The organism is Bacillus mycoides (assembly GCF_000832605.1).
In the GTDB taxonomy this organism is placed as follows: Bacteria; Bacillota; Bacilli; order Bacillales; family Bacillaceae_G; genus Bacillus_A; species Bacillus_A mycoides.
The window spans coordinates 2,210,560-2,235,053 of the sequence record NZ_CP009692.1 but is presented as its reverse complement, the minus strand read 5'-3'; the positions used below and the strand labels follow the sequence as shown (position 1 = coordinate 2,235,053).

Annotated in this window: 25 protein-coding genes; 7 read left to right on the top strand and 18 right to left on the bottom strand. The window is 37.4% G+C overall.

Annotated elements, in window-relative coordinates:
• Positions 1 to 293: 293 nt before the first annotated feature.
• The 4 genes from phnE (BG05_RS13490) to BG05_RS13475 form a co-directional block, all read right to left on the bottom strand.
• Complete coding sequence (gene phnE, locus BG05_RS13490; protein WP_002066554.1) at positions 294 to 1,097, bottom strand: phosphonate ABC transporter, permease protein PhnE; 804 nt, start codon at positions 1,095 to 1,097, stop codon at positions 294 to 296.
• A complete protein-coding gene (phnE, locus tag BG05_RS13485; protein ID WP_002137773.1) occupies positions 1,097 to 1,891 on the bottom strand; it encodes a phosphonate ABC transporter, permease protein PhnE in 795 nt (264 codons plus the stop codon). Before phnE (BG05_RS13485) ends, phnE (BG05_RS13490) begins: the two co-directional genes overlap by 1 nt.
• Entirely contained in the window at positions 1,888 to 2,661 is a 774-nt protein-coding gene (phnC, locus tag BG05_RS13480) for a phosphonate ABC transporter ATP-binding protein (protein WP_002033479.1), read from the bottom strand. The genes phnE (BG05_RS13485) and phnC overlap by 4 nt, the downstream gene beginning before the upstream one ends.
• A gap of 95 nt (positions 2,662 to 2,756) precedes the next feature.
• Entirely contained in the window at positions 2,757 to 3,695 is a 939-nt protein-coding gene (locus BG05_RS13475) for a phosphate/phosphite/phosphonate ABC transporter substrate-binding protein (protein WP_002137777.1), read from the bottom strand.
• A 185-nt stretch (positions 3,696 to 3,880) separates the two neighbouring features.
• Between BG05_RS13475 and BG05_RS13470 the strand changes: the two genes are divergently transcribed.
• Positions 3,881 to 5,464: a bifunctional metallophosphatase/5'-nucleotidase gene (locus tag BG05_RS13470; RefSeq protein ID WP_016127430.1), complete on the top strand. Its 1,584-nt coding sequence runs from the start codon at positions 3,881 to 3,883 to the stop codon at positions 5,462 to 5,464.
• Positions 5,465 to 5,504: 40 nt separating this feature from the next.
• Here the strand turns inward: BG05_RS13470 and BG05_RS13465 are convergent, their stop codons facing one another.
• Positions 5,505 to 5,744, bottom strand: coding sequence for a DUF896 domain-containing protein (locus BG05_RS13465; protein WP_002014431.1), 240 nt, complete (start codon positions 5,742 to 5,744; stop codon positions 5,505 to 5,507).
• 45 nt (positions 5,745 to 5,789) lie between these two features.
• Positions 5,790 to 6,446, bottom strand: coding sequence for a YneB family resolvase-like protein (locus tag BG05_RS13460; RefSeq protein WP_002128580.1), 657 nt, complete (start codon positions 6,444 to 6,446; stop codon positions 5,790 to 5,792).
• 141 nt (positions 6,447 to 6,587) lie between these two features.
• Between BG05_RS13460 and lexA the strand changes: the two genes are divergently transcribed.
• The gene (gene lexA / locus BG05_RS13455) at positions 6,588 to 7,202 is read left to right on the top strand and encodes a transcriptional repressor LexA (protein WP_002087894.1); all 615 of its coding nucleotides are present in this window, start codon (positions 6,588 to 6,590) and stop codon (positions 7,200 to 7,202) included.
• 103 nt (positions 7,203 to 7,305) lie between these two features.
• Here lexA and BG05_RS13450 read toward each other — a convergent pair whose 3' ends face one another.
• From BG05_RS13450 to hflX, 7 genes are all read right to left on the bottom strand, one after another.
• Positions 7,306 to 8,109, bottom strand: a complete 804-nt coding sequence (locus tag BG05_RS13450) for a DUF4097 family beta strand repeat-containing protein (protein ID WP_002014437.1) — start codon at positions 8,107 to 8,109, stop codon at positions 7,306 to 7,308.
• Positions 8,110 to 8,652: a DUF1700 domain-containing protein gene (locus tag BG05_RS13445; protein ID WP_002128581.1), complete on the bottom strand. Its 543-nt coding sequence runs from the start codon at positions 8,650 to 8,652 to the stop codon at positions 8,110 to 8,112.
• Positions 8,645 to 8,968 carry a PadR family transcriptional regulator gene (locus tag BG05_RS13440; protein ID WP_002185126.1) on the bottom strand — a complete coding sequence of 108 codons (324 nt, stop codon included), beginning with the start codon at positions 8,966 to 8,968 and terminating at the stop codon, positions 8,645 to 8,647. Before BG05_RS13440 ends, BG05_RS13445 begins: the two co-directional genes overlap by 8 nt.
• A 293-nt stretch (positions 8,969 to 9,261) precedes the next feature.
• The gene (gene glnA, locus BG05_RS13435) at positions 9,262 to 10,596 is read right to left on the bottom strand and encodes a type I glutamate--ammonia ligase (RefSeq protein ID WP_002014472.1); all 1,335 of its coding nucleotides are present in this window, start codon (positions 10,594 to 10,596) and stop codon (positions 9,262 to 9,264) included.
• Between the two features lie 48 nt (positions 10,597 to 10,644).
• Positions 10,645 to 11,034, bottom strand: a complete 390-nt coding sequence (gene glnR, locus BG05_RS13430) for a transcriptional repressor GlnR (RefSeq protein ID WP_002014475.1) — start codon at positions 11,032 to 11,034, stop codon at positions 10,645 to 10,647.
• A 174-nt stretch (positions 11,035 to 11,208) separates the two neighbouring features.
• Positions 11,209 to 12,480: a methionine gamma-lyase family protein gene (locus tag BG05_RS13425; protein ID WP_002128611.1), complete on the bottom strand. Its 1,272-nt coding sequence runs from the start codon at positions 12,478 to 12,480 to the stop codon at positions 11,209 to 11,211.
• Positions 12,473 to 13,744: a GTPase HflX gene (gene hflX, locus BG05_RS13420; RefSeq protein ID WP_002069969.1), complete on the bottom strand. Its 1,272-nt coding sequence runs from the start codon at positions 13,742 to 13,744 to the stop codon at positions 12,473 to 12,475. The genes BG05_RS13425 and hflX overlap by 8 nt, the downstream gene beginning before the upstream one ends.
• Before the next feature lie 92 nt (positions 13,745 to 13,836).
• Here hflX and BG05_RS13415 point away from each other — a divergent pair, with 92 nt between their 5' ends.
• Positions 13,837 to 14,460 carry a trimeric intracellular cation channel family protein gene (locus tag BG05_RS13415; protein WP_002014478.1) on the top strand — a complete coding sequence of 208 codons (624 nt, stop codon included), beginning with the start codon at positions 13,837 to 13,839 and terminating at the stop codon, positions 14,458 to 14,460.
• A gap of 99 nt (positions 14,461 to 14,559) precedes the next feature.
• On the top strand, positions 14,560 to 14,697 hold the full coding sequence (locus tag BG05_RS31050) for a hypothetical protein (protein WP_002087943.1): 138 nt from the start codon (positions 14,560 to 14,562) through the stop codon (positions 14,695 to 14,697).
• Between the two features lie 31 nt (positions 14,698 to 14,728).
• Here BG05_RS31050 and spoVK read toward each other — a convergent pair whose 3' ends face one another.
• Positions 14,729 to 15,685 (bottom strand): stage V sporulation protein K, encoded by a 957-nt coding sequence (spoVK, locus tag BG05_RS13405; protein WP_002014481.1) that lies wholly within the window; start codon positions 15,683 to 15,685, stop codon positions 14,729 to 14,731.
• A 113-nt stretch (positions 15,686 to 15,798) separates the two neighbouring features.
• Here spoVK and BG05_RS13400 point away from each other — a divergent pair, with 113 nt between their 5' ends.
• Together BG05_RS13400 and BG05_RS13395 are read left to right on the top strand one after the other, a co-directional pair.
• Positions 15,799 to 16,761, top strand: a complete 963-nt coding sequence (locus tag BG05_RS13400) for a tyrosine-type recombinase/integrase (RefSeq protein WP_002128613.1) — start codon at positions 15,799 to 15,801, stop codon at positions 16,759 to 16,761.
• Between the two features lie 116 nt (positions 16,762 to 16,877).
• Positions 16,878 to 19,547 (top strand): Gly-Xaa-Xaa repeat protein, encoded by a 2,670-nt coding sequence (locus BG05_RS13395; protein WP_041867993.1) that lies wholly within the window; start codon positions 16,878 to 16,880, stop codon positions 19,545 to 19,547.
• 81 nt (positions 19,548 to 19,628) lie between these two features.
• On the opposite strand, the gene hfq is transcribed toward BG05_RS13395, so the two are convergent.
• Both hfq and miaA read right to left on the bottom strand, forming a co-directional pair.
• Entirely contained in the window at positions 19,629 to 19,853 is a 225-nt protein-coding gene (hfq, locus tag BG05_RS13390) for an RNA chaperone Hfq (protein WP_000813896.1), read from the bottom strand.
• A 21-nt stretch (positions 19,854 to 19,874) separates the two neighbouring features.
• Entirely contained in the window at positions 19,875 to 20,828 is a 954-nt protein-coding gene (gene miaA / locus BG05_RS13385; RefSeq protein ID WP_002185122.1) for a tRNA (adenosine(37)-N6)-dimethylallyltransferase MiaA, read from the bottom strand.
• 181 nt (positions 20,829 to 21,009) lie between these two features.
• On the opposite strand from miaA, the gene BG05_RS13380 reads away from it, so the two are divergent.
• The gene (locus tag BG05_RS13380) at positions 21,010 to 21,255 is read left to right on the top strand and encodes a hypothetical protein (RefSeq protein WP_002014695.1); all 246 of its coding nucleotides are present in this window, start codon (positions 21,010 to 21,012) and stop codon (positions 21,253 to 21,255) included.
• A gap of 62 nt (positions 21,256 to 21,317) precedes the next feature.
• Here the strand turns inward: BG05_RS13380 and BG05_RS13375 are convergent, their stop codons facing one another.
• Both BG05_RS13375 and BG05_RS13370 read right to left on the bottom strand, forming a co-directional pair.
• Entirely contained in the window at positions 21,318 to 22,283 is a 966-nt protein-coding gene (locus tag BG05_RS13375; protein ID WP_002014694.1) for a 3D domain-containing protein, read from the bottom strand.
• 348 nt (positions 22,284 to 22,631) lie between these two features.
• Positions 22,632 to 24,491 (bottom strand): PTS fructose transporter subunit IIABC, encoded by a 1,860-nt coding sequence (locus BG05_RS13370; RefSeq protein ID WP_002167782.1) that lies wholly within the window; start codon positions 24,489 to 24,491, stop codon positions 22,632 to 22,634.
• Positions 24,492 to 24,494: the final 3 nt, after the last annotated feature.

Genomic DNA, 24,494 nt, shown 5'->3' with positions numbered 1-24,494 from the left:
TCCCTTCGCGTATGTTAGTAAACGTTTTATACATTTATATGATAGCTTCCCACGCAAGATTATACAACATGTATCGACAAATATGTTGATGTTTTTTTGATTTTTCATAAAAAATACAGTGATTCAGGGAATGTATGGGCATTCAATATGACATACTTTTTAATTGTTTTTATTTTAAAAATAAAGATAATTATCTGTATATTTATACAAATATACTAATTTCTGATATATCTCTTTTTTGATAACCTTTAAAAATACAAAAAAGCATCTGAATTAGATGCTTTTAAAACAAATTAAATAATCCGCTTACGAATAGAACTTGAAATAAAATCAATTATAATTACCATTAAAATGATACCTAATAAAATAATTCCCACACGAGACCAATTACGTGAACTAAGTGCAAAAATTAATGGCGTACCAATACCACCTGCTCCAATAACACCTAAAATCGCAGCGGATCGTACATTAATTTCAAACCTGTATAACGTATACGATAGAAAATCCGGTAACACTTGTGGTAATACGGCATACCAAAGTATTTGAAACCGATTTGCACCCGTTGCTATTAACGCTTCCGTCGGTCCCTTATCTATATTTTCAATTCCTTCCGAATATAGTTTCCCTAACATTCCGATAGAGTGTAACCCTAAAGCTAGAACTCCGGCAAAAGAGCCTGGACCAACAGCTTTTATAAATAAAAGAGCCATAACTAATTCAGGAAATGTACGAACAAAACTAAGTACAAATTTCCCAGTTCCTGAAGTTAATTTTCCACTACTCATATTCGTTGCCGCCCAAAAAGCAAATGGAACAGATAAAAAAGCAGAAATAAATGTACCTAATATCGCAATTGCCAACGTATCAATTAAACCGTGTAATAAATCTTCACCATCTGGCAAAGATACATACGACCAATCTGGGTTCAATACGCCTGTCATAATTGCTTTTGTAATTTCTCCCGCCGTATTCTTTATTCCCTCTAACGGGACTCCTGAAAAGGCCCATACATATATAACTGTAAGTGCTATAAAAATAATCCAGCGATATATACTCGGTTTCTTCGGTTTTGGTACGATTATTGTCGTTTTACTCATTATAATTTCCCCCGCAACGCTGTACTTATATAATCAATTAGCAATACAACAACAAGGGTATAAATAATAATAGAAGCAGTTTGTTGATATTGTAAAAATCCAAGTGTACGATCATAATATAATCCAATCCCACCTGCTCCTACTAAACCTAGAACAGCTGCTGCACGTACATTTACCTCAAATGTATAAAGTACATAGGAGACGAAGTGCGCTTTCACTTGCGGAATGACCCCATAAACTATCCATTGCACCTTATTCGCTCCTACAGCTGTCATCGCTTCTAATGGACCTGGATCAATTGATTCAATTGACTCATACAATAATTTCGCTACGAGTCCAACGGAGAAACAAGTAAGAGCCAAAATACCTGGAAGTGGTCCTATTCCAAAAATCGCTACAAAAATAGCCGCTAATAATAAATCTGGTATTGTTCGTATAAAATTTAAAATCAATCGAGCTGGACTGTACAAAAATACACTAGTAAATACGTTACTTGCCGCAAATAGTGCAAGTGGAATGGCTAAAATCGCTCCTAAAGTCGTTCCAATAATCGCCATACGTATTGTATCTAACATTGCTGTTGTAATAATTTGAAAATAACTCCAATCTGGTGGCACCATTTCCTTCAATAAATCCATCATATTCGGAAAACCAACTACTAGTTTTGAAAATGATGCGTCGACCTGTACACTACTACCCCACAACAGTAAAATAACTAAAATAACCGTTAACATATGTTTCAATTTACTCGGCGGCTTCGGTATCGATTTCGAATATATCGTCACTTCATTCATTTAGCTGCCACCTCTAATAATGCGCTTTTCTGAGCTACGTCCCCATAAATTTCAGCGAATTTTTCATCCGTTGCCTCTTCTACTAATCCATCAAAAACAATTTCACCAGCATGTAATCCAATAATACGAGTAGCATATTGCCTCGCTAAATCAATAGAATGTAAGTTTACAATTGTCGTAATTCCAAAATCTTCATTAATTTTCTTCAAATCATCCATTACTTGCTTTGTTGTCAGAGGATCTAACGAAGCAACAGGCTCATCTGCCAATATGATTTTCGCTTCTTGTGCCAATGCTCTAGCAATTGATACACGTTGCTGTTGTCCCCCTGATAATTCATCAGCTCGTGCATATGCTTTTTCTGAGATATTCACTCTATTCAGCGCCTGGAATGCAAGCTCCACATCCTCTTTCGGAAACAGACCTAACGTTGTACGCAATGTAGAATGATATCCAACCCGCCCAGCTAATACATTCTTCAGTACCGTTGATCGCTTCACAAGGTTAAAGCTTTGAAAAATCATACCAATATCTCGGCGCATGCGTCGTAATCCTTTTCCTTTTGCAGCAGTAATAGACTCCCCTTCAATAATGATTTCTCCTTCTGTGATTTCATGAAGGCGATTTACCGATCTAAGAAGTGTTGATTTTCCAGCACCGGATAGCCCGACCATTACAACAAACTCACCTTTTTGAATTTTCAAGTTTATATTATTCAATCCTTTTGTACCATTCGGATACACTTTGGAAACATTTCGAAACTCTATCACACATCTTACCTACCTTCTATGTATTATCAATAACTGAAAAACGGCAAACTAACTGAAATCACACACTTTCCAGTTAGTCGCCATTTCCATATGTATTATTGCGTTTTCACTTTCTTTCCATATTCACGAACGATATCAAATTTACTATCATCAGATTTAACGTATCCTTCATGTGAGTATACTTCTTTAATGATTTTGTGCCCTTCCTCATTCTTTCCTATTTCAATGAAAGCATCCTGTAATTTCTTGCTCCACTCTGCATCTAAATCAGAACGTACAGAAATCGTATCGTTTGGAATTTTCTCCGTAAATTTTACTATTTTCGTTTGATCGAATATATTCGGATAATCTTTTTTTACAATATTACGAGCATCTTGGAATACAACAGCTGCATCTACATCACCATTTAAAAGAGCAATAAGTGACTGATCATGACCTTTTAATGTAACAGGTTTCACATCTTTCAACGGATCGATTCCCTCTTTTAACAATACAGCCGCAGGCCATACATAACCCGCTGATGATGTTACATCTTGATAGCCAATTTTTTTACCTTTTAAATCTTTTACACTATTAATATTAGAATCTTTCTTAACAACAAACTCTGATTTATAAACATCTACTAAATCCTTTGTGGGAGCTCCAGTTTCATCATCTACCCCAAAACGTTGCGCCTGTAAAATTACGTTTGCAGCCTTTTTCTCATGCGCTAACACATACGCTGTTGGAGGTAAAAAGCCTACATCTACTTGCTTAGATGCCATCGCTTCTACAATTGTATTGTAATTCGTTGAAATACTAACTTTTACCGGAATGTTTAATTTATCACTTAATAGCTTTTCCAATGGTTTTGCCTTCGCCTCTAACGTATCTGCATTTTGAGAAGGAACAAATTGAACATTTAGTGTCTTCGGTACATAACCTTTTTTCGTATCTTCATTTTTACTTGCACTTGATTCCTTCGTTCCACATCCACTTAATAATCCCGCTGCTAGTACAACTGTTGTGCTCATTGCAAAAACTTTTTTCAACATGTTAATGCCTCCATTTTTCGTTGTTATAAAATAACCTTCCATAAACATGAAGAAATATATCACATATTTTTACAAATAATTGCTTATTTACAGAATCTTTACACATTCTATACATTCACATTAAAATTCTTTTCATATATTTGATATGATTAATTGAAAGATAACTATAGAAAAGGTGAATGGCGTTGAATCAAAATCAAATTGTAACTTTAAATATTTTATTAACAAGCGATGTACATGGTACTGTGTATCCAATTCACTACCAAGATAACTCCAAAGCAGAAATTGGCTTAGCTAAAATTTCTACTCTCATAAAAAAAGAACGTTCTCAAAATGCAAACGTTCTTCTGATTGATAACGGGGACTTCATTCAAGGAACACCATTTACTTATCATTACGCTACATACGAAAAAGATATGGAAAACCCAATGTCCTTATTAGCCAACTACTTAGAGTATGACATTGCAATTATCGGAAATCATGAATTTAATTACGGAATGGATATATTAAATAATGCTGTGACTACTGCAAATTCCCCTTATCTATCAGCAAACATTTTAGATAAAAACAGAAAAGAACCTTATTTCGGAAAACCATATATAATAAAACATATTGAATCAAATATAAAAATTGCTATTTTAGGGGTGACAACGCATTACATCCCCCATTGGGAACAAGCACATCATATTAAAGATTTACAATTTGAAGATGCATTTGAAACAACAAAAAAATGGGTTTCTTACATCCGTAAACATGAAAAACCAGATTTACTAGTCGTAGCCTATCACGGGGGATTTGAACGTGATTTACAAACCGGAGTACCGACTGAAGTTTTAACAGGTGAAAACCAAGGATATGCAATGTGCCATGAAATTGAAGGCATAGATATTTTACTAACAGGCCACCAACACCGAGAAATCGCTCACACCGTGATTAATGGTGTAACAATTTTACAGACCGGATGCAATGGACACTCAGTTGGAAAAGTAACAGTAACATTCGAAAAAGCAGAACAAAAATGGGTGAAAAAAGAGAGTTATTCAGAGTTATTGCCCGTACAAGGAATTGCGGCAGACCAAGATGTTCTTTCCTTGGTTGCCAATTATGAAGAGAAAACACAAAATTGGCTTGATAAACCTATTGGAATAATTTATGGGGATATGCAAATTTCCGATGCTATGCAAACACGTTTGCAAGACCATCCTTTTATTGAATTCATAAATAAAATACAGATGGATATAGCTAATGTTTCAATTTCTTGTACAAGTTTGTTTCATAATACATCTCCAGGTTTCCCGAAACATGTAACAATGCGTGACATCGTTTCTAATTATATTTATCCAAATACATTAAAAGTAATTAGAATAACCGGAGCGGATATAAAAAATGCTCTCGAACTCTCTGCTTCTTATTTCACATTAAAAGCAGATGGAACCATCATCGTAAACCCTACCTATATAGAACCAAAACCACAACACTATAATTACGATATGTGGGAAGGGATTTCGTATGTATTAAACATTTCAAAACCAATTGGAGAGAGAGTAGAGTCTTTGCAGTATAAAGGCGCTCCTCTTAATATGAATGAAGAATATGACGTTGTTATGAATAATTATCGTGCAAGCGGTGGCGGGTACTTCTTTATGTTTCAAAATAAACCAGTAGTAAAAGACATACCAACAGATATGTCTGAACTTATCGCTAACTATATATTGAAGCATAAAAGGATAGAAGCAACGAAAAATGAAAACTGGAAAGTTATTAAATAACAATTTTAACAAATAAAAAAAGATGGGCTATGCCCATCTTTTAATTTAATTTTGCATTATCCTGCTTTTTTAAAGCTTTTAATTTCGCCGGTGTAACGTCCGTGCCTTCTTCGTTAACGACTTTAATTCCTTTTAATTCGTTTAACATATTTTGACGAAATCCTTTTAAATATTGTTCACGAAGCGATTGGCGCTCACGTTGTTCTTCTTCAGTTAAGCCTTCAGCTTTTGCTTTTTTCGCTAAGAAGTTAATGCGTTCAATGAGTTCTTGACTTGGCATCTCGAATCCCCCTTCTACTCAAAACTGATTATTATCATACAATAGTTAGTCCTCTTTATCAAGCAATTGCTTTGTATATTCTACATACCTTCGATGTACAGTTGCTTTTGAAACATCATGACCAAAACCACGAAGTGTTGCTGCAATTTCTTCAAAAGTTAATTCATTCCGGCGCAAACGTACAATTTCCTCAATTGGCACTTCTTTTTTCTCACGTCCTACGCTTAAATGACGATTTTTCAAATTATTTTCTGGACGAAATCCTTTCTCCACTGCTCTTTGCATGCCACGTTTAATTTTTAAATTGTGGATCTTTCTTTGATACTCTTCAACGATCCCAATTATATTTAGCACCATCGAATCAGAATCTGAAAGCTGTAATTCACCACTATGCGTGTGCGTATAAACTTTTATCCCCTCTTTATGTAAACAATGCATTAATGCAATCTTTGCATTTCCTCTACCAAGACGCGTTTCATCTTGTATAAGTAGTACATCAACTTGTTCATCTCGAATTGTATCTAGCACTTCTAATATGCCATCACGTTCAATTGTATAACCGCTAGCCTGCTCCTCAATTACCTTTGTAACATCCATTTGATAGCGCTCAGCTAAATGCAATAATTCATCTTTTTGACGCAATAATGATGTTTCCTGTTCTTCTTTTGTTGTGCTCACACGTGCATAAATAATTGCATTCATTTTGAACCCTTCTTTCTCACTATATTTTCCTTATAGTGTATCATAAATTTGCCTTTCGTTCGAACTTATGTTTGTAGAATGTTTTTTCGCATGTTATACTTAATAATAAGAAAAATGAAAGAAAACGAGGTGTTAGAAAACATGGAAAAGTTAACGAAACGCCAGCAAGACATTCTCGACTTTATTAAGCTAAAAGTACAAGAAAAAGGATATCCACCTTCCGTACGTGAAATCGGTCAAGCAGTCGGCCTTGCTTCTAGTTCTACAGTGCACGGACATTTATCACGACTAGAAGAAAAGGGATATATTCGACGCGATCCAACAAAACCACGCGCAATTGAAATTTTAGGTGACAACCGAACGGAAACACAATCTGTTATTCAAGTTCCAATCATCGGAAAAGTTACTGCCGGTTTACCGATTACAGCAGTCGAAAGTGTAGAAGATCACTTCCCACTTCCAGCTAGTATCGTTGCTGGAGCAGATCAAGTGTTTATGTTACGCATTTCTGGAGATAGCATGATTGAAGCCGGTATCTTTGATGGTGATTTAGTTGTTGTTCGCCAACAACAGTCTGCATACAACGGTGAAATTGTAGTTGCTTTAACAGAAGATAACGAAGCAACTGTTAAACGTTTCTATAAAGAAAAAGATCATTTCCGTCTACAACCGGAAAACTCTTCACTAGAACCTATTATTTTAAAACAAGTGTCAGTTATTGGAAAAGTAATTGGCGTATATCGTGATTTACATTAAAAATAATAAAAAGAAGATAATTCCCTTATTTATATAGGTAATTATCTTCTTTTTATATTTTGATAGATTTCCGTTCATTCAAAAGAATGCGTTTCATTAATTATTAACGCGTTTCAATAGTAACATCTCCAGCAGCGGTTTTACCGCTAATCTTTTTACTACCATTACCAATCGTTATATTTTTATTGTCTTCATTAAAAATTGTCACGTCTCCAGCAGCAGTTTGCCCAGTTATAACTGCATCTTGTGGTTTTTCCAATAAAGTAATATCTACATCTCCAGCAGTTGAACTTACCTCTAAATCATATTTAGAATCATGATCAATAATATCTATATCCCCACTAGCCGTTTTTGCTGTTACTTTCCCTATTACTTTTTTAAAATTCACCTCACCAGCTTTTGTAGACCCCTCCACACTCTTTGCTGTTACATGTTTCAAATCCACTTCTCCGGCGAGTGTTTCAACACTTACGCGGTCACTTTTCACATTACTTATTTCTATTTGTCCAGCGGATGAATTTACTTTTATCTCTTGATAAGAACGTTCAGGTACTAATATAGTCAATGTAGGCGTTTGAAATCCGAAATTGTAAAATGAAAAATCAAATGAAACACCTTTTTCTATTTCCCCTATGATTTTTAATGTATCACCATCTTCAGCAATACGAATCTCCTGTTTACTTACGTCTCCTTTTTGCTTTACATAAAAAGAGGAATCAGGAGATTTTTGGACAACAATATCTCCAGCATCTAACTTAACTTCTACATTTTTTAGCGTTTCGTTTTTAATTACGTCCTCTTTATCTCCTTTCTCTGCAGTTTGTACTGCTTTTTCATATGTTTGTGAAATCCCTATTACTCCAATAATGATACAAGCGATAGCTACTAATAATATCTTTTTCATCATCTACTCCCCTTTTATCATTTTGAAGTTCCAGACTACATAGCGTACACATAATCTTTTAAACCACTTCGTACTATAATAAGCTACAATACATAACAACAAACCTACTCCGACAAACGTTATACTAACGAAAAGATCCAACCATATAAAAGTGCCCATAAATACTTTTACAATAACGAAAAATGGTGTCACTACACTAGCAATCCCACCGACCCAAAAGGAAAATATAAAAGCTATAATTGCAACTAACGGGCCTAACACAATAATAAAATTAAACAAACTAAGTCCAACCGCTGCCATGACAGCTCTTGTCACATTTGAAGTCGACGGATCTTTTTTCATTTCATCAAATCGATACATCGCAAGTAAGTCTTTCGCAATTACTTTCGGAGAGCCAAGTCCCTTTATTATTTCTGATTCAGTTTTCCCCTCTTCCATCCCAAACTGAAAGTGCTCTTCATAATCAAATAAAATATCTTGTCGCTCTTCTTCTGGTAACTTTCTAAGATGACTTGATAATTCTTTAAGAAACTGCTCTTTACTCATCCCATTCCACCCCTTCAATAATTTCTTGAACACCTTTAGCAAAATCACGCCACTCTGTTACTAATAAAGTAAGTTGCATCTCTCCTTGCTCTGTTAGTTGATAATATTTACGGGGCGGTCCTTCCGTCGACTCTTTTAAATACGTTTGAAAATATCCCTCTTTCGTTAAACGACGTAATAACGGATATACAGAACCTTCCGATATTAAAAATTTATTAGATATTTGCTGAACAAGTTCATAACCGTAACTATCTTTACGTTTCACTAGTGCCAAAACACATAGTTCTAACACCCCTTTTTTAAACTGAACGTTCAAGGACAATCCCCCTTTCTCATTTTAGTACTGTTCAATACACGGTACCTATTTTATCCATAATATACCACTTAGTATTGTTTATTGCAAGGTACTATATTTTTCAATACTTAATTTTCGAATTAAATACATCCACACCATATTTCAACTTCCACATTTTCATTCATAGCTAGCACGCATTTTAAATAATCCACATGACTTTTTGCGGGCACCCATCCAATTCATTTCACAAGCCTTTATATTTGCCCACAAATAAAAAAAGCCCTAATACCGTAGTATTAGGGCTTTTTTCTCTCTTAGTATAGAGACATATATTGGTCGCGTTCCCATTGGTGAACTTGCGTGCGGAAAATATCCCACTCAATTTCTTTTGCTTCAATGAAGTGCTCAAGTAAATGATCACCTAATGCGCCACATACGATTTCATTAGATTGTAAAGTAACTAACGCTTGCGCTAATGTTGCTGGTAAGTCAACGATACCTGCTTCTTCACGCTCTTCTTTTGTCATTACGTAGATGTTACGGTCTACTGCAGCTGGTGGAGTTAATTTATTTTTAATTCCATCAAGACCTGCTGCTAATAATGTAGCCATTACTAAATATGGGTTCGCAGCTGGGTCAACACTACGTACTTCTACGCGTGTACTAATACCACGAGATGCAGGAATACGCACTAATGGACTACGGTTTTGTGCAGACCATGCTACGTAACATGGAGCTTCATATCCAGGTACTAAACGCTTGTAAGAGTTTACAGTTGGGTTTGCTACCGCTGTAAATGCTGGCGCATGTTTTAAAATACCTGCGATGAAGTGACGAGCATCATCACTTAATTGTAAATCACCGTTTTGATCGAAGAATACGTTCTCACCATTTTTAAATAGTGATAAGTTACAGTGCATACCTGAACCGTTCACACCGTATAATGGTTTCGGCATAAATGTTGCGTGTAAACCATGTTTACGAGCAATCGTTCTTACAACAAGCTTGAATGTTTGAATGTCATCACATGAGCGAATTGCATTTGCATATTTAAAGTCAATTTCATGTTGACCTGGCGCAACCTCATGGTGAGATGCTTCAATTTCAAAGCCCATTTCTTCAAGTTCAAGAACGATATCACGACGACAGTTTTCCCCTAGATCCATCGGCGCAAGGTCGAAGTATCCACCGTTATCGTTCAATTCCAGTGTTGGATTTCCTTTTTCATCAACTTTAAATAGGAAGAATTCTGGCTCTGGTCCAAGATTGAAATCTGAGAATCCTAATGCTTCCATTTCTTTTAACACACGCTTTAAGTTGTTACGTGGGTCGCCATCAAATGGAGTACCATCAGCATTGTAAATATCACAGATTAAACGAGCTACTTTACCTTTTTCAGCTGTCCAAGGGAAAATTACCCAAGTATCTAAATCCGGATATAAATACATATCAGATTCTTCAATACGTACGAAACCTTCAATAGAAGATCCATCAAACATCATTTTGTTATCAAGAGCTTTTGTTAATTGGCTCACTGGAATTTCTACGTTTTTAATTACCCCTAAAAGGTCCGTAAATTGCAGACGGATATACTTTACATTCTCTTCTTTCGCCAAACGGAAAATATCTTCTTTTGTGTACCTAGCCATTATAAATTCCTCCTTAGTCCCTCTAAACACCTTCAGAATCAGTTATCTTTAGTGAAAAAACCTTGAAATGTCACCTTGTCGCAATGAGGTCCGATTAAATCTACCTGTATGTTGTAGTTCATCTCGAAGAATTTTGCGAAGCTCGGATTTTGAAATTTCTTTCGTTTCTTCTTTTACTTTCACTGCTTCTGTTTGATTTTCTTTCATTTGCAATACTTGTTTAATTCCGGCCATATTTAAGCCTTGATCTAACAAATCTTTAATTTCCAACAATTTATCTACATCGTTAAATGAAAATAATCTACGATTCCCTTTTGTACGGGTTGGAAAAATAAGATTATGCTCTTCATAGTAGCGAATTTGACGTGCAGATAATTGCGTTAAATCCATTACAATACCAATTGGAAACAGCGGAGCAGAACGTCTATCTTCTTTCATTGTTTCAGTTCCTCCTTCGCCTTAACTGTTTCTCATTTTACACCATGTTATGTTTAGTGTCAATAGATGTTAGCTTTTCTTACATGATTTTTTTGTGAATTTTTTCATTTTTTTTCTAATGGCACAAATCATTACTTTCACACGAAAAAAGCTGCCGAAATCGACAGCTTTCCTTTAAGAAATTGTTAATAGTTTTTTTTCAATTAACGCATCAATCGCAGAACAAATCGCAATCTTTACATGCGAATAAGTTAACCCACCTTGCACGTAAGCAACATAAGGCGGACGAATCGGACCATCAGCCGACAGCTCAATACTTGCACCTTGAATAAACGTCCCCGCAGCCATAATTACATCATCTTCATAACCCGGCATATAGTTTGCATATGGAGTGAAATGAGAATTAATTGGAGATGCATATTGAATCGCTTGACAGAACGCAATCATACGATCTTTATCATCAAATTGAACAGACTGAATTAAATCTGTTCTTGGTGCATTCCAAGCTGGTGATGTATTCATCCCTAACTTTCCTAAAAATGCAGCTGTAAAAATCGCACCTTTTAGCGCTTGTCCCGCTACATGCGGCGCTAAGAAGAAACCTTGATACATTTCTTGCAAACTGTATAAAGATGCCCCTGCTTCCGCACCGATTCCTGGAGATGTTAGACGATATGCACACGCTTCAACATACTGCTCTTTACCAACAATGTAACCACCAGTTTTAACAATTCCACCGCCAGGATTCTTAATAAGAGAGCCTGCCATTAAGTCCGCACCAACATGACATGGCTCTTCTTCTTCAATAAATTCGCCATAGCAGTTATCTACAAATACAACAACATCAGGTTTAATCTCTTTCACAAACGCAATCATCTCTTTAATTTGTGAAACAGTAAACGACGGACGAGTAGCATATCCTTTTGAACGCTGAATACCAATCATCTTCGTATTACTATGGATCGCAGCTGCAACAGCTTCAAAGTCCACAAATCCCTCTTCAGTTAACGGAACTGCGTTATAACCAATATTATATTCTTTAAATGAGCCTACACCTTTTCCGCGTACACCAACGATTTCTTCTAACGTATCATATGGTTTTCCTGTTATGTATAGCAGTTCATCTCCTGGACGTAAAATACCGAATAGAGCTGTCGAAATTGCGTGAGTACCTGAAATAATTTGCGGACGAACAAGACCCGCTTCTGCCCCAAATACATCAGCATACACTTTTTCTAACGTGTCACGACCAATATCATCATAACCATAACCTGTCGTCGGAATAAAATGCGAATCGCTAATTTTGTGTTTACGAAAACTTTCTAATACACGAAATTGGTTACTCTCAATCACTTCATCCACATGTTTATGTACTTCTATAATTTGACTTTCTACTTCTTTTACGATTGGAGCAATTTTTTCTCCATTTTTCAAACGATCAAACATTATTTTCTCCTTCTTCCACTAAAAATCTCTTTAATTGCCCCTTAAGCGATGAATGAGCAAATATATACCCTGTACAATCATATACAAATTTATCTTCTAGAAACTCCATTTTAGTTAATATTGTTTCTGTCTTTAAAAGCGTTAATAACCTACCTTCACTCGGAGGGATTTCCACTTGATAATCATCCATTTCTTCCTTCATCTTCGTTTCTAGCGCTTCTTTTATACGCAATAAATCACTTTCTTCAAAAGCACTAGTCATTAAGAAATCACTTTTCGGAAATGGAATGAAGTTTTGATGCAATTTATCTTTTTTATTATATAACGTAATAATAGGAATACGATTAATTTCAAGGTCCGACAATAATTGTTTTACTGTCTGCTCATGCCCTACATAATTAGGATCTGCAGAATCAACAACATGTAAAATAACATCCGCTTCCCCAGCTTCTTCTAACGTAGATCGAAAAGCAGCAATTAGTGACGTAGGTAAATCTTGTATAAAACCAACCGTATCAGTCAAAAGCACTGTATAACCAGAAGGTAACGGCATCTTTCTCGTCGTCGGATCTAGCGTTGCAAACAATAAGTTTTCTTCAAACGTATCAGCTTCCGTTAATCTATTAAACAACGTAGATTTTCCTGCATTTGTATACCCAATTAACGCAACTTGAAACACTTTATTATCTTTTCTTCTCTCACGATATCTCTTTCGATGCTCCACAACAACCGCAAGTTGTCTCTTTATTTCATCAATACGAGATCGAATATGACGACGATCTGTCTCAAGCTTCGTCTCTCCTGGTCCCCTTGTACCAATTCCACCACCAAGACGCGATAAAGCAAGACCTTGTCCCATAAGGCGCGGCATTGTATATTGCAATTGAGCTAATTCTACTTGAAGCTTACCCTCTCTCGATTTCGCACGTTGCGCAAAAATATCTAGTATTAACTGCGTTCGGTCAATCACTCTCGCATCTAATACTGAAGATAAATTCCGAATTTGACTTGGTGTTAACTCATTATTAAAAACAATAACAGCTGGTTCTAATTCTTCCGTCAACGCTGCAAGCTCTTCTAGTTTACCTTTTCCTATATAAGTCGCCGGATGAAACTTCGGGCGCTTTTGCGTCGTTGATACTAACACTTCCGCTCGCGCAGTTTTCGCTAGCGATGCAAGCTCTTTCATGGAATGCATAAATTTTTCATCATCATCTTGTGGCAATTGACAGCCAACTAATATGATTTTTTCTTTTTCTTCCATCAAATATGTTCACTCATCCTTTTCGAAATTTAAACCTTCTAATATAATAGCAGAGGAAGCACATTTCATCTAGTTAGCGGGGGAGAAAATTCATGGCATGGGAGATTTTTAGCATCATAGGCACAATCGCTTTCGCACTAAGCGGAGCCATTGTTGCAATGGAAGAGGATTATGATATTTTCGGGGTATATATTTTAGGAATGGCAACCGCATTTGGGGGAGGTGCCCTTCGTAATTTATTAATCGGTTATCCAATCGTCGCGTTTTGGCAACAAGACATGTTATTCCAAATCGCACTATTATCAATGACGATCATTTTTCTTTTTCCTAATAAATTAATTAAGCATTGGAAAAAGTGGGAAAACATCACAGATGCCATCGGCTTATCAGCGTTCGCCGTACAAGGAGCTCTATACGCCCAAAAATTAAATTTACCAATTAGCGCTACAATTGTAGCTGCTGTTTTAACTGGCATTGGCGGCGGTATTATTCGTGATCTTTTAGCACGTAGAAAACCTCTCGTCCTTCGAGCTGATGTATATGCGTTTTGGACGATTTTAGCCGGTTTTTTGATTGGCGCTAAAGTCATCGTTAGCGATTGGGCTCTATACACCTTATTCATTTTAATTGTTTGCTTCCGCATGGTTTCTATTCATTACAAATGGCATTTACCGCATAGACGCATCGATACAAAGGAGCGCTCAATGCATAAATAGCAATCTAACCTCTTTACATATCGTAAAGAGGTTTTTCTTTTCTAACGAGTTTTTCTTTACATAATGTTTATACTAATTTTTAAAGCGAGGTGAATGCAAATGACAAACCATGTTAATAAAGGAGCTCAAAAAAGCTCAGTAAACCAATTTGGACATGATCCAAATTCAGCGCACGAAAAGAGCGCTAAAATGGAACGTCTTCATAAAACTCACCAAGAAAAAGCAAAAAAAGAGTAAACGAACTTATGCATAAAAACAGACGCACAGTTTACGTACTGTGCGTCTCCTCTTCAAGCATTAAATCCATACTTGATATCCCAATTAAATCATATTTATCATACGTATCCTCTTGTAACAATCGCATAGCTTGTGTACGAATCGATTTTTCAACAATATTCCGTACGTATCGCCCATTACTAAACGATGTAATTTGCGACGAATACTTTACCGCATGTAAATGATCTCGAAATTTCCACTCCGCTTCTTTAGATAACTGATATTCACGCTCCTCATACATTCTCTTTCCAATTTCCAACAGCTGATTTACCGAGTAATCCGCAAATTCAATAATAAATGGAAAACGAGATTGTAACCCTGGATTTAATGAAAGAAAATGATTCATCTCTCTTGAATATCCAGCTAAAATTAATACAAAACCGTGCTGCTTATCTTCCATATGCTTCACAAGTGTATCAATAGCTTCCTTCCCAAAATCCTTCTCTCCCCCCCGCGCTAAAGAATACGCCTCATCAATAAACAAAATACCTCCCATGGCCTTTTTTATTAAATCTCTCGTCTTTTGCGCTGTATGACCGATATACTCCCCCACAAGATCAGCACGTTCTGCTTCAACTAAATGCCCCTTCGATAAAATATTCATCTCAAACAACAATTTCCCTATCATTCTAGCAACGGTTGTCTTCCCAGTACCGGGATTCCCCCTAAATAACATGTGAAGCACTTGCTTCTCAGATTTCAACCCCATCTCTTGTCTTTTTTTATTTACATAAATCCAAGCATAAATTTCTTTTATTATCTTTTTTATTTCATCCATCCCAACAAGCTTTCCCATCTCTTCTTCAATTCTCTGCAACATCTCATGTTTAGTAGTGGTTTCACTTGAAATTACCGTTTTATTTTCTGATGCCGGTAACGAAATTTTCTTTCGATGGTTTAATACAATATTAATTTGATTGTTATTTTTCTTACGCATCGATTGTTCCATACAATCACCTCATTTTATCCACTCACCAAATATTATTATTCCAGTCCCTCTTGCAAATGCCTATTTTCAGAAAAGTTTGCTATAATATAAGAAATAATCAAGGTGGTGGGACTATGGAAACAACGGAATTCCATGATACAATACAAGCCTTTTCTATTTTTTTATTGAATAAAGGCCGAAAGTCTTCAACCATTAAACGTTATGTTTATGACATTGAAGATTTTGGACATTGGTTAGAAAAAAACAAAAAGCTCCCTTCCAGTAATATATGGGCAACACTTTGTACAAAAGACTATGAAGATTACTTTTCAGACTTAAAAAAGAATCGACACTACTCTGAGAAAACAATGCATCGTGTATTTATTGTATTAAATAGAATGCATCATTTTCTTAACATTCCAAATCCATTGAATGATATGGAAATTACTATTCAACCAAACCGTGCATTGCGTAATGAAGATTTCATTTCATCCGATGAAGAAAAAAGATTAAAGCATATAGTCACTTCATTAGAAGGACTTTCAGAAAAACAACGTCCCGTTCGTCCATTATTAATGGATCGTAATATCGCCATTTTAAGTATATTAATCGACTACGGACTATCCTTACAAGAGCTTACAGCATTAACTATGCATCACGTTCATTTTGAAACTAATACACTTTCTATTCCAGCAACCGCAGGAGTAGAAAGAACAATCACATTAGCAATCGAAGACAAAAAACAACTGTACACATATTATAAAAGTATTCCAGAACCAGTTCGTCCTAAATACCATAGTAATGACCCGTTGTTTGTTGCATTCGATTTTAACCGCGGAACATACAGATGGGTATACGAAAACGATGCACCAAAAGCACTAACAGAAATCGCTATCCAAAAAATGATCCGACTTGAAGTAGCAAGAGCCAATTTACGTAAAGGCATTTCTGGACAACATTTCCGGAACACGTTTATTTTACGCCTAATAAAAAAACAAACCCCAGAGCCAGAAATCATAAAATTAGTTGGCTTCAAATCAAAAATTTCACTAAAGCGATATTATCAATATGCTGAAAATAAAAAAAACGCCCTATAATAAGGCGTTTTTTTATTTTTTTCTCGAAACACTCAATTTCACTATGACCATTTAGCTATTCCCTGCATCTACTATGATGAGTTTCGTTCACATTCTTATTAGAAAGGAGAGATTTAATGTCTCGCTTTAACGACAATCAAAATAAATACTCCAATCCCTGCTTTCCAACTAGCGCTGGACGAATTCCAACTACCCCAACGATTCCAATTACTAAAGCGCAAATTAGAACATTCCGTGCAATCATTAACGATTTAATAAAAATAATCCCTAAACTTTTCGCCAATCCATCTCCCAAAAACATTGAGAATCTAATAGATACATTGCACCTACTAAGCAAATTCATCTGTTCACTAGACACTACTTCCGCTCTGAAAGCACAAGGATTAGCCATCATTAAAAACTTAATAACTATATTAAAAAATCCAACCTTCGTAGCAAGTGCTGTATTTGTTGAACTTCAAATTTTAATTAATTATTTACTTTACATTACAAAGTTATTCCGAATTGATCCTTGTACACTCCAAGAACTCCTTAAATTAATTGCAGAGTTACAAACTACTCTAGTTAATTCAGCTTCGTTCGGCAGAGGACCTACTGGACCTACTGGACCTAGAGGTAACACGGGCGCTACTGGTGCGACCGGACCTAGAGGTAACACAGGTGCTACTGGTGCGACCGGACCTAGAGGTAACACGGGCGCTACTGGTGCGACCGGACCTAGAGGTAACACGGGCGCTACTGGTGCGACCGGACCTAGAGGTAACACGGGCGCTACTGGTGCGACCGGACCTAGAGGTAACACGGGCGCTACTGGTGCGACCGGACCTAGAGGTAACACAGGTGCTACCGGTGCGACCGGACCTAGAGGTAACACGGGCGCTACTGGTTCCACTGGACCTCAAGGCGTTCAAGGTAACACAGGTGCTACTGGTGCTACTGGACCTCAAGGTGTTCAAGGTAACACAGGTGCTACTGGTTCCACTGGACCTCAAGGTGTTCAAGGTAACACAGGTGCTACTGGTTCCACTGGACCTCAAGGTAACACGGGTGCTACTGGACCTCAAGGCGTTCAAGGTAACACAGGTGCTACTGGACCTCAAGGTGCTCAAGGTAACACGGGTGCTACTGGGCCTCAAGGCGTTCAAGGTAACACAGGTGCTACTGGACCTCAAGGCGTTCAAGGTAACACGGGCGCTACTGGTTCCACTGGACCTCAAGGTGCGCAAGGTAACACAGGTGCCACTGGACCTCAAGGCGCGCAAGGTAACACGGGTGCTACCGGTTCCACTGGACCTCAAGGCGTTCAAGGTAACACGGGCGCTACTGGTTCCACTGGACCTCAAGGTGCGCAAGGTAACACAGGTGCTACTGGTTCCACTGGACCTCAAGGTGCGCAAGGTAACACAGGTGCCACTGGACCTCAAGGTGCGCAAGGTAACACGGGTGCTACTGGACCTCAAGGTGCTCAAGGTAACACAGGCGCTACTGGTTCCACTGGACCTCAAGGTGCTCAAGGTAACACGGGCGCTACTGGTTCCACTGGACCTCAAGGTGCGCAAGGTAACACAGGTTCCACTGGACCTCAAGGTGCTCAAGGCGTTCAAGGTAACACAGGTGCTACTGGTTCCACTGGACCTCAAGGTGCGCAAGGCGTTCAAGGTAACACAGGTGCTACTGGTTCCACTGGACCTCAAGGTGCGCAAGGTAACACGGGTGCTACTGGACCTCAAGGCGTTCAAGGTAACACAGGTGCTACCGGTTCCACTGGACCTCAAGGCGTTCAAGGTAACACAGGTGCTACTGGTTCCACTGGACCTCAAGGTGCGCAAGGTAACACGGGTGCTACTGGACCTCAAGGTGCTCAAGGTAACACGGGCGCTACTGGTTCCACTGGACCTCAAGGTATTCAAGGTAACACGGGTGCTACTGGACCTCAAGGTATTCAAGGTAACACGGGTGCTACTGGACCTCAAGGCGTTCAAGGTAACACAGGTGCTACTGGACCTCAAGGTGCTCAAGGTAACACAGGTGCTACTGGACCTCAAGGTGCTCAAGGTGCGCAAGGTAACACAGGCGCTACTGGTTCCACTGGACCTCAAGGTGTTCAAGGTAACACAGGTGCTACTGGTATAGGAGTTACCGGACCTACTGGACCTTCTGGTGGGCCTCCTGGACCTCAAGGTAACACAGGTGCTACTGGACCTCAAGGTGCTCAAGGTAACACGGGCGCTACTGGTTCCACTGGACCTCAAGGTGCGCAAGGTAACACAGGTGCTACTGGTTCCACTGGACCTCAAGGTGCGCAAGGTAACACAGGTGCTACCGGACCTCAAGGTGTTCAAGGACCAACGGGTGCTACCGGTATAGGAGTTACCGGACCTACTGGACCTAGCTTCCCAGTAGCAACAATCGTTGTAACAAACAACATCCAACAAACAGTACTCCAATTTAATAACTTTATTTTTAGTACTGCAATTAACGTAAACAATATTATCTTTAACGGCACAAATACAGTTACTGTTATTAACGCTGGTATTTATGTAATTAGCGTATCTATTTCTACAACTGCGCCAGGATGCGCTCCACTTGGAGTAGGAATTTCAATTAATGGAGCTGTTGCTACTGACAACTTCTCTTCAAATCTAATAGGCGACTCACTTTCATTTACTACAATCGAAACATTAGCTGCTGGAGCAAACATTTCTGTCCAATCTACTCTTAACGAGATTACGATCCCTGCAACAGGAAACACTAACATTCGTCTTACTGTATTTAGAATCGCTTAAATTTCACTATTTATTGTTTATGACAAATAAAAAAAAGAGCGAGAAACTCGCTCTTTTTTTGTTATGTACAATAATTCATTACTACTCTAATTCAATTGAAACATTTTTTTGTGGTACAAATGTAGAAATTGCATGTTTATAAATAAGCTGTTGCTTACCTTCTGTTTCCAGCAGGACTGTAAAATTATCAAATCCTTTAATTAATCCACGAAGCTGGAAACCATTTAATAAGTACAGCGTAACGAACGTATTCTCTTTACGGAGTTGATTTAAAAACTGATCTTGAATATTGATTGATTGCTTCATGTCGAATCCTCCTCTTTTTCTCTACTTACTATTATTCGACTTTAGTTGTAGCTTTCCTTCTATGTATCGTAAAATTTCTGACGTTTTTTCACCATCAGTAACATCGAACCACGTGACATCCATCTTATTACGGAACCACGTTAATTGACGTTTTGCATAACGGCGTGAATTCGTCTTTAATTGTGATACCGCTTCTTCTAAAGATACACGATTCTCAAAATAATCATATATCTCTTTATAACCAATCGCTTGAATAGATTGACAATCTCTCACTCCTCTTTCATGTAAACCTTTTACTTCTTCTAATAAACCTTGTTCAATCATTAGGTTAACACGTAAGTTAATGCGATCGTATAGCATTTCTCGATCCATTGTCAAGCCAATTAATGAAACATCGTACAGTAACTCATTTTCTTGTTTTTCGAGCTGGTTACTCATTTTTTCACCCGTCGTGTGAAAAATTTCTAACGCCCGAATAACACGCCTTACATTATTGGCATGAATACGCTCCGCACTTTCTGGATCTACTTCTTGTAACTTTTTATGTACATATTCCACACCGTGTTCTAATGCTAACTTTTCCATCTGTTCTCGGTATGTAGCGTCCCCAGCCTCATCTGTAAACTGGTAATCGAATAGAACAGATTGTATATAGAGACCGGTTCCACCAACAATAATTGGTAATTTCCCGCGCTCTGTAATTTCTCGAATGCACTTACGGACACTTTCTTGAAATTCCGCCACAGAAAATGAATCTTCCGGATCTTTTATATCAATCATATAATGTGGAATTCCGTCCATCTCATCTGTCGTCACCTTTGCAGTCCCGATATCCATCGTACGATAAATTTGCATGGAATCACCACTAATAATCTCACCATTCAACGCTTTTGCAAGATCGATACTTAATTTCGTCTTTCCGACAGCAGTTGGCCCAATGATGACAGCAACTTTTTCACGTTGCACTTCTCCCATATCATTCAACTCTCTTTATGTAATATACTCCATCTATTGATTATACCCAATCTTACCAATTTTAACGGCATGATTGCAAGTTCTTTGAATCCAGTACATGAAATTACACAAAAAAAAGAGCATAGCTTATCCAATTCTGCATATACATGATAAAAAATAGCTCGGAGAGGGTGCAATGACTATGAAACAAGCGACTATCGATTTTCCATTATTAATAAAAGACCTTATTTTAGCTACTGCTACAAAAGAACAAAATTGTTCACAAGAAGAATTATACTTCGCACTAAATTGTTTACTACGTTCCTTTCATTCTACTCTTCAAGAAACAACGTTACATCCAGAAAATAAAAATACAGAGTATATGCAAACTCAATTTTGCACCGCGTATAAAATTATTACAGGTAAAACAATTTACCCTTTTCAATAATTCTTATATAAAAAAAGCGGCCGCTTAGACATTTTTAAGCAGCCGTTTTTTATTTTAATAAATTATTTTATAACTTTCACTTTAACGGATTTACGACCCCAACTATCAGCAGTGCTATCTGAACCAACTAAAACATCAATACGGTTTCCTTTAATCGCGCCACCAGTATCTCCAGCAATTGCTTCTCCATATCCTTCCACCCACACTTTTGATCCGAGAGGAATTACTTTCGGATCAACAGCAATAACTTTCATATTTGGATTCGCTGTTAAATCATGCCCCATCGCAGTTAACACACGACCACCATATGTGCCATTTTCACTCGGGTGAGCTGTGTAAGCTGTCGCTTCTACTGTTATTTCACGACCAGCAGGTTCACTTGTTTCAGTAGATTTTGCCACTGGCTTAGTTGCCGGCTTCGCTTGCGCTACTGGTTTACTTGATGCTCCACTTTTAACTGATTCTTTTCCATTAACTGCCGTATCATTTTTAGCCGGCGCTTTCTCCTTAACTGATGTATCATTTTTAACCGCCGTTTTCACCTTAGTTGGCGCTTCATCTTGAGCTGGAACTTCTTTTCTTTCAATAACAGGTGCTGTACCTGTTAAAAATGGTATGTGAACATACGCCGCTTTCCCGCCATATTCGAATTGTAACCATTCGTTTTGTACTTGATTTGTCGTTTCAATCAAGTCATCTTTTTTAAGCGTGCCAAGAATTTCTGAATCAGTATTCGCTCCAGCACGAATGTTTAATACGTTTGCTGTTACATAATAAGAACTTTTCGTAAACTCAGCACTTACAAAAGCTTCTTTACCATCTAATTTAATTTTGGACCATCCGTTTTCTGTATTTATAACATCTAATTTATTTCCACTTAACATTTTACCTACAAGTTTTGATTCTACAGTTGGGTTTTCTCTAACGTTTAATACATCTGTTGTTACAATCGTTTCCGCTTTAGCAGAACCTGCAAAAATCCCAAGACCAAAAACTGCTGCTGTTGCTATACCTAATAATTTTTTCATGAATAGCCTCCATTTGCTTTGTTTTCGTGTTCTCATTATAGCAACAGTTTTTTGTAGAATTTCGAAAATCACACAATTACAAAGCATTCGTAATAAACGATTAATGATTTGTAACATAAATTTCCATATTAAAAAATTGTATTTCTACCAAAATCAGCAATAGTTTTCATATATTTCTCACAAATTAGTATAAGAATTTTTTTCCAGAAAAAATTACAGTATTACTTTTTTGTTACAAAAAAATCACTTTTCATTACATCTTTTACCAAAATCCATCACAATCCAATTATTAAATTACTTTTTGTAACGAAAAAGGAACAACTCCTATTAGCTGTCCCTTTTTATCTTTTATTTAACTTTCTTCTTCCAAACACCTATCATAATAGCTGAAACAATCGTTCCAATTAATATAGAAACAATATATAGCAACGGTTTATTCACTAATGCGATAACAAACAATCCACCATGCGGTGCCGGCAATGTAATTTGGAATAACATAGATAAGGCACCCGCGATACTTGAACCAACAACACAACTTACTATTACTCGAACCGGATCGGCAGCGGCAAATGGAATCGCACCTTCTGTAATAAACGATGCTCCCATAATATAATTTGTTAAACCAGATTTACGTTCTGCTTCTGTAAATTTTGTTTTAAAGAATGTGGTTGCGAATGCAATCGCAAGTGGCGGTACCATACCACCAGCCATAACTGCTGAGTGCACTCCAAAATTCTGTGCTTCTATTGCAGCAATACCAAATGTAAATGCCGCTTTATTAATTGGACCACCCATATCAATTGCCATCATACCGCCCAAAATAAGACCTAATAATATAGCATTCGTACCGTTCAAACCATTTAACCATCCTGTTAACATTTCATTTAATGCTACTACAGGCGGATTTACTACTTTTTGCATAACAACTCCTGTAATCAACAATCCAAAGACTGGATATAACAAAACAGGTTTAATTCCTTCTAACTGTACTGGTAATCCTGAAAATAATCTTTTCAATCCTAAAACAACATATCCAGCTAAGAAACCAGCAATTAATCCACCTAAAAATCCCGCATTCGCTTGTGCTGCTAAAAACCCACCTACAACACCAGGCATAAAACCAGGACGATCAGCAATAGAACTCGCAATAAATCCAGCTAAGATTGGTACAAGGAATAAAAACGCACCTGTTTTTCCTCCCCCAATAGACATGAACAATTCAGCTAAAGGACCTTCTGCTTTTATACCACCAAACGAAAACGCTAGCGCTATTAAAATCCCGCCACCAACAACGAACGGAAGCATATTACTTACACCGCTCATTAAATGCTTATAAATTCCTAGCCCTTTTTCTTTCTCTACATTTTCTGCCTTCCCATCCTCTTTGACACCTTTAAAGATTGGTGCATCTTGTTTTATAGCTCGATTAAGAAGGATTTCAGTTTTTCTAATCCCATCGGCGACTGGTACTTGAATGACATGCTTCCCAGCAAAACGATTCATTTCTACTTGTTTATCTGCAGCTACAATAATAGCCGTTGCGCGTTCAATGTCCTCTTTCGTTAAATCGTTTTTAACACCTGTTGATCCATTCGTTTCAACTTTAATCGCTATTCCTAACTCTGCTGCTTTTGCTTTCAAACTATCCGCAGCCATATATGTGTGAGCGATACCAGTCGGACAAGCTGTAACAGCTAATACGTATGGCTCATTCCCTTCCGGCTTTGCTACTTCAACTTCTTCGTCTTCTTTTTCATTCTCTTTTTCATCAAATAAACGGAGAAGCTCATCCTCATCCTTTGCTTCTAATAATTGCTTGCGGAACCCTTCATCCATCAATAACGTAGAGAGACGAGATAACGTTTCTAAATGAGTATTATTCGCCCCTTCACTCGCAGCAATCATAAAAAACAGATGTGCAGGCTGTCCATCAAGCGACTCATAGTTGATACCGCTTACACTTCTACCAAAACAAATCGATGGTTGTTTAACGGCATTCGTCTTCGCATGAGGTATAGCAATCCCTTCCCCTATGCCAGTTGTACTTTGTGACTCCCGCTTTAAAATAGATTCTTTAAATTCAGCTTTACTATTTAAACGATTTGCTCCGTCTAATTTCTCAACTAATTCATCTATGACAGCTTCTTTATTTGAAGCTGTCAAGTTCATAATAACTGTATCCCTTTTTAATAGTTCTGTAATTTTCATATG

What these genes read in the sequence shown, in the direction of transcription:
- BG05_RS13400 (WP_002128613.1), top strand. Translation starts at nt 15,799, where the DNA reads ATGGAAACAACGGAATTCCATGATACAATACAAGCCTTTTCTATTTTT.
- phnE (WP_002137773.1), bottom strand. Translation starts at nt 1,891, where the DNA reads ATGAATGAAGTGACGATATATTCGAAATCGATACCGAAGCCGCCGAGT.
- glnR (WP_002014475.1), bottom strand. Translation starts at nt 11,034, where the DNA reads ATGAAAGAAGATAGACGTTCTGCTCCGCTGTTTCCAATTGGTATTGTA.
- BG05_RS13460 (WP_002128580.1), bottom strand. Translation starts at nt 6,446, where the DNA reads ATGAATGCAATTATTTATGCACGTGTGAGCACAACAAAAGAAGAACAG.
- BG05_RS13375 (WP_002014694.1), bottom strand. Translation starts at nt 22,283, where the DNA reads ATGAAAAAATTATTAGGTATAGCAACAGCAGCAGTTTTTGGTCTTGGG.
- phnE (WP_002066554.1), bottom strand. Translation starts at nt 1,097, where the DNA reads ATGAGTAAAACGACAATAATCGTACCAAAACCGAAGAAACCGAGTATA.
- BG05_RS13445 (WP_002128581.1), bottom strand. Translation starts at nt 8,652, where the DNA reads ATGAGTAAAGAGCAGTTTCTTAAAGAATTATCAAGTCATCTTAGAAAG.
- hfq (WP_000813896.1), bottom strand. Translation starts at nt 19,853, where the DNA reads ATGAAGCAATCAATCAATATTCAAGATCAGTTTTTAAATCAACTCCGT.
- BG05_RS13465 (WP_002014431.1), bottom strand. Translation starts at nt 5,744, where the DNA reads ATGCCAAGTCAAGAACTCATTGAACGCATTAACTTCTTAGCGAAAAAA.
- BG05_RS13450 (WP_002014437.1), bottom strand. Translation starts at nt 8,109, where the DNA reads ATGATGAAAAAGATATTATTAGTAGCTATCGCTTGTATCATTATTGGA.
- BG05_RS13380 (WP_002014695.1), top strand. Translation starts at nt 21,010, where the DNA reads ATGAAACAAGCGACTATCGATTTTCCATTATTAATAAAAGACCTTATT.
- BG05_RS13475 (WP_002137777.1), bottom strand. Translation starts at nt 3,695, where the DNA reads ATGTTGAAAAAAGTTTTTGCAATGAGCACAACAGTTGTACTAGCAGCG.
- BG05_RS13415 (WP_002014478.1), top strand. Translation starts at nt 13,837, where the DNA reads ATGGCATGGGAGATTTTTAGCATCATAGGCACAATCGCTTTCGCACTA.
- BG05_RS31050 (WP_002087943.1), top strand. Translation starts at nt 14,560, where the DNA reads ATGACAAACCATGTTAATAAAGGAGCTCAAAAAAGCTCAGTAAACCAA.
- BG05_RS13395 (WP_041867993.1), top strand. Translation starts at nt 16,878, where the DNA reads ATGTCTCGCTTTAACGACAATCAAAATAAATACTCCAATCCCTGCTTT.
- miaA (WP_002185122.1), bottom strand. Translation starts at nt 20,828, where the DNA reads ATGGGAGAAGTGCAACGTGAAAAAGTTGCTGTCATCATTGGGCCAACT.
- spoVK (WP_002014481.1), bottom strand. Translation starts at nt 15,685, where the DNA reads ATGGAACAATCGATGCGTAAGAAAAATAACAATCAAATTAATATTGTA.
- lexA (WP_002087894.1), top strand. Translation starts at nt 6,588, where the DNA reads ATGGAAAAGTTAACGAAACGCCAGCAAGACATTCTCGACTTTATTAAG.
- BG05_RS13425 (WP_002128611.1), bottom strand. Translation starts at nt 12,480, where the DNA reads ATGTTTGATCGTTTGAAAAATGGAGAAAAAATTGCTCCAATCGTAAAA.
- BG05_RS13370 (WP_002167782.1), bottom strand. Translation starts at nt 24,491, where the DNA reads ATGAAAATTACAGAACTATTAAAAAGGGATACAGTTATTATGAACTTG.
- glnA (WP_002014472.1), bottom strand. Translation starts at nt 10,596, where the DNA reads ATGGCTAGGTACACAAAAGAAGATATTTTCCGTTTGGCGAAAGAAGAG.
- hflX (WP_002069969.1), bottom strand. Translation starts at nt 13,744, where the DNA reads ATGGAAGAAAAAGAAAAAATCATATTAGTTGGCTGTCAATTGCCACAA.